The sequence below is a fragment of the uncultured Gemella sp. genome, from assembly GCF_963519265.1.
Lineage (GTDB): Bacteria > Bacillota > Bacilli > Staphylococcales > Gemellaceae > Gemella.
Map to the genome: position 1 here is coordinate 1 of NZ_CAUQNQ010000108.1, position 3,775 is coordinate 3,775.

The following is a 3,775-nucleotide window of genomic DNA, read 5'->3' on the forward strand; positions in this document are numbered from 1 at the left end:
GCAGAATTAAGAAACTTATAATAAAGTAGGAAGAGAAGATGAAAGTAATTACTGAAGAGAATTTAACATCATGGCGTAGACATCTGCACCAAAATCCAGAGTTATCATTGGAAGAGCATAAAACTAAAGAATTTATCGCTAGTATCTTAAAAGAATACGGTATAGAATATCAAGAAACTCTTGAGACAGGGTTAGTAGTGATTTTTAAAGCAAGCTTAGAAACTAAGGATACGATATTATTTAGAGCTGATATTGACGCACTTCCTATTTCAGAGGAAAATGATGTTGATTTTAAATCAAAAAATGATGGAGTAATGCATGCTTGCGGACATGATGGACACACGACTATGCTTTTAGGAAGTGTTATAGAAGCGGCTGATTATTATAAGAGTAACGATACTAAGGTAAATAGTATCTTTGTATTTCAACCTGCGGAAGAAACTTTTGGAGGTGGAAATTTATTAATCAATGATTTTGATTTTGCACCATATAACATTTTAGCAAGTTATGCCCTGCATATGAATCCGGATTATCCTGAAGGGCATATAGTTTCTAAACCAAAAGAAATTATGGCTAGTGCTAATGAATATAGAATTTATATCAAAGGGCGTGCAGCTCACGTTGGTTTAAAAAATACTGGAATCGATGCTCTTAACGTGGCTACAATGTTCTTCCAAGAGATGTTAAAGCTTAATGCATTACATACTAAAGCACGCAATACCAATATTATTCATATCGGTAAAATGTACGGTGGGGATGCGATGAATGTCGTTGCTGAGAATGCATATTTGGAAGGAACGATTAGAACATACAGTATGGAAGATTTGGCGACAATCAAAGCTGCGATTGAAAATACGCGTGTAGGACTTGAGCATCTTACTGGAGCAAGTATTCGTGTTGATTTTGCTGAAGGATATCCAGCGGTAATTAACGATGAGGTTCCATATCAAGTAATTAAAGAAGTCATAGAAAAAGAAAGTATTGACTATATTGAATTAGAAGAAGCTTATCTATATGGAGAAGATTTCTCATTCTTTAGTAGACTTTCTCCTATAAACTATAGCTTTTTAGGTTTAAGAAACGAAGAGAAAAACTATGTTTCGGGATTACATACACCAACTTTCAACTTTGATGAAAAAATACTAAAAGTAGGGGTTCAATATTACCTTGGAATATTGAAATATTATAATAAGTAATTTTTTGATTTTTTAGTGAGATAAACGGGAGTGATTTAAAAATCGCGATTTTTGAGTCACTCCCGTTTAATTGAGAAAGGATCTTTATGGCAACAATTGAGTTAAATTACAATAATATACGACAAAATGCAATAAATTTAAAAGAACAAGCACAGGATATTATAGCCGTAGTTAAAAATAATGCGTACAATTTAGATTTAAGAGAATGTGTAAAATTATACTCAGAAGTAGGAATTAATTATTTTGCTACGACAAAAGAGGAAGAGTGTAAAGTAATAAGAGAAACATTAGGAAAAGATGCTAATATCTTTCTTTTAAATCCAACTTATGACTTTGCATTAGCAAGAGAATACAATATCGAGATAAATATAGCGAGTCTTGAATATTTAAAAGAAAATATTGAAAGACTGAAAGATTTAACGTTGCAGTTGGAATTCGCTGGAAGTATGAGACGAGCTGGAGCGAAAAATCTGGAAGAAGTACTTGAAATCATAGGTTTCTGTAAAGAAAATCATCTAAAATTAAAAGGATTTTGGTCTCATTTTTCATTTGCGGATGAGTTTGATGGTTTCTATGAAAAAGAAAAAGAATTGGTGCTAGCAGTTCTTGCTGAGGCGCAGAAAGTTTATAATTTTGAAGTAGTTCATTTGCAAAATAGTGCTTCATTTTTACGTGATGGTGCTTTCGACAAAACAACACATCAGAGACTAGGGATTATTCTTTATGGAGCTATGCCTTATGATGTGAAGGAAAATCCAGTTACTTTAAAAAATTTAGTTATTAAGAATCCAATTACTGTTTACGGTGAAATAATTAATATAGTAACCTTGAATAAAGGTGAATGCATAGGGTATTGTAATTCTTATATAGCTGATGCTAATAAAAAAGTAGGAATTGTTAATATTGGCTATGGTGATGGGATACTTAGAGATAGATTAAAAGGAAAAACTTGTATAATTAATGGTAAAGAAAGAAATATTTACTCAACTATGATGAGTCATTTAGTTGTTGAAATAGCTGAAGAAGAACAAATAGGTGATAGAGTTTATATTTATGATGACAAACAACAACTTCATGATTATACTAAGTACTTTGGACCGAATTCTGTCCAACTTGCAGCTTTGAATTATAATAGTTTAAAAGTAAAAAAGATATATTAAAAATAAGGAGGTGACTCAGAAATTAGTTTTGTAGAGTCACTCCCTATTTCATATTTGTAAATTTCAGGAGTAATTAAAAGAAAGAAGTGATTCATGATAAACATGAGTCACTTCTTTAAAAAAAAGGAAAAATTTTAAATGAATTTAAATTAATAAATATTAATCTAAATATATTAGAGATACTTATTCTTATTTTTCTTGTTCTTCTTGGAATTTTTTAGCAATTTTCGCTTCAAAATCTTGAGGGATAGAACTTTGTTTAATAACGATTACGTCAGATTTAGCATATCTAACGATACCTTCAGAAACTGATCCCATAAGCATACGTTTGAATCCAGTTAATCCTGAAGATCCACAAACTACAAGGTCAATACCTTTTTCGTCAACGATGTCTTCGCTAAGAACAATTTTAGGAATACCTTGTTCAACGATACCGAATACTTTAGTTAGGCCAGCTTCTTTAGCAGAATCCACATAACTATCAACTAATTCTTTAGTACGTTTATAGAATGAGTTAAAAATATATGGATCTGATAGACCAGAAGTTGCGATTGTCGCATCAATAACAGAAGCGATGTATAATTCCGCATCCTCATTTCTTAATGCTATAGCTACAGCATTTGTAAATGCCCACTCAGCTTGTTTAGAACCGTCTACTGCGACTAAAATTTTAGAATATTTGTTTTCCATGATCAGAACCTCCGATTTCTATTTCTTTACTTATATTATATCACATTTACAAAAAAAGTAAACGCTATTTTCATAAAAACAGTATTAATTTTTAAAAATAAAGTAAAGAAAAACCTACAAGACTATACAACTCTGTATTTTCCTATAGGTTTAATTTTTTTAATTTTATGAATGTTGATTATACGTTTTCATCAATCACAGTGATAAGCCTTTTTCTCTTGTGTTCTTTATCATCTATTGTTACTCTATATACTAGTTCATAAATTCCTGGCTTAGTATTATCTACTTCGCCTTCGATAATAAGATCATCAAGATAAGATTGCCCAGCTTTACGAGCAATTATTCCTTCTTTACCTAAATCTACCTTTTCTCCTACTTTAATAGTAGTATTCTCAGGAATAATAAAGTAAAAAGTACGCTCAAGACGACGCTCAAGACGTTTTCTGTATTTTTCTTCATCTTCTGCACTCATGCGATCTCTAAGTTTTTCATCAACTAAAGGCATTAGTTCGACTTCAGTATCGGCAATACAAATTCTACTATTAACAAGGGTAAAGGTTTGAGTTCTTCCAGGTCCACAATAAGACTGACATCCTATGATAAATTCAGCATTAGGTGCTTTCTTTTTCAATTTTGGGATTAAAGTTTTAAGATTAACACCAAGACAATCATCGCATAATCTAAATGTTACTTTATCTTCAGTAACAACATTTTTATCATTTTGAGCCA

4 protein-coding genes and 1 pseudogene are annotated in these 3,775 nt (G+C 31.2%); 2 read left to right on the forward strand and 3 right to left on the reverse strand.

Annotated features, from left to right (window positions below):
- Positions 1-38: 38 nt before the first annotated feature.
- A complete protein-coding gene (locus tag RWN11_RS07480; RefSeq protein WP_314161103.1) occupies positions 39-1,196 on the forward strand; it encodes a M20 family metallopeptidase in 1,158 nt (385 codons plus the stop codon).
- Positions 1,197-1,282: 86 nt separating this feature from the next.
- Positions 1,283-2,356 carry an alanine racemase gene (locus tag RWN11_RS07485; protein WP_314161104.1) on the forward strand — a complete coding sequence of 358 codons (1,074 nt, stop codon included), beginning with the start codon at positions 1,283-1,285 and terminating at the stop codon, positions 2,354-2,356.
- A gap of 189 nt (positions 2,357-2,545) precedes the next feature.
- On the opposite strand, the gene RWN11_RS07490 is transcribed toward RWN11_RS07485, so the two are convergent.
- The 3 genes and pseudogenes from RWN11_RS07490 to RWN11_RS08290 all read right to left on the reverse strand — a co-directional run.
- On the reverse strand, positions 2,546-3,046 hold the full coding sequence (locus RWN11_RS07490; RefSeq protein ID WP_314161105.1) for a universal stress protein: 501 nt from the start codon (positions 3,044-3,046) through the stop codon (positions 2,546-2,548).
- A 178-nt stretch (positions 3,047-3,224) separates the two neighbouring features.
- Complete coding sequence (locus RWN11_RS08285) at positions 3,225-3,449, reverse strand: immunoglobulin-like domain-containing protein (RefSeq protein WP_399536206.1); 225 nt, start codon at positions 3,447-3,449, stop codon at positions 3,225-3,227.
- Positions 3,450-3,461: 12 nt separating this feature from the next.
- Positions 3,462-3,686, reverse strand: a pseudogene (locus RWN11_RS08290) (DUF5011 domain-containing protein); the annotation flags it as partial.
- Between the last annotated feature and the right edge of the window lie 89 nt (positions 3,687-3,775).